Raw genomic sequence first — 308 nt, forward strand, 5'->3', positions numbered from 1 at the left:
CTTTGTCTAAGGCTTTTAGTATTGGTTTTAGTGTTGGTTGTTTTGATATTTCGTAGGAGATGATTTCACCATTATACATATCTAGATATGGGTTTAGGTAAAGTTTTTTTACTTGATAGTTTCCATTTTTATCTTTTTCTAGGTATTTAAATTCTGTTGTATCTGTTGATATTTGTGTATATGGTCTTTCTACTTTAAATTTTCTATTTATTTTGTTATCTGCTACTTTTCCTATCGTTCCTTTGTATGAGGAATATTTTCTTGTTTTCCTTGAGAAACTTGTTACTTGAAGTTTTAGTTTTTGTACT

At 27.6% G+C, this 308-nt stretch carries 1 pseudogene; it reads right to left on the reverse strand.

The annotated features are described in order from the left end of the window. A pseudogene (locus tag HMPREF2801_RS09315) lies at positions 1-308 on the reverse strand (IS3 family transposase); the annotation flags it as partial.

Source organism: Peptoniphilus sp. HMSC062D09, from assembly GCF_001811425.1.
Lineage (GTDB): Bacteria > Bacillota > Clostridia > Tissierellales > Peptoniphilaceae > Peptoniphilus_A.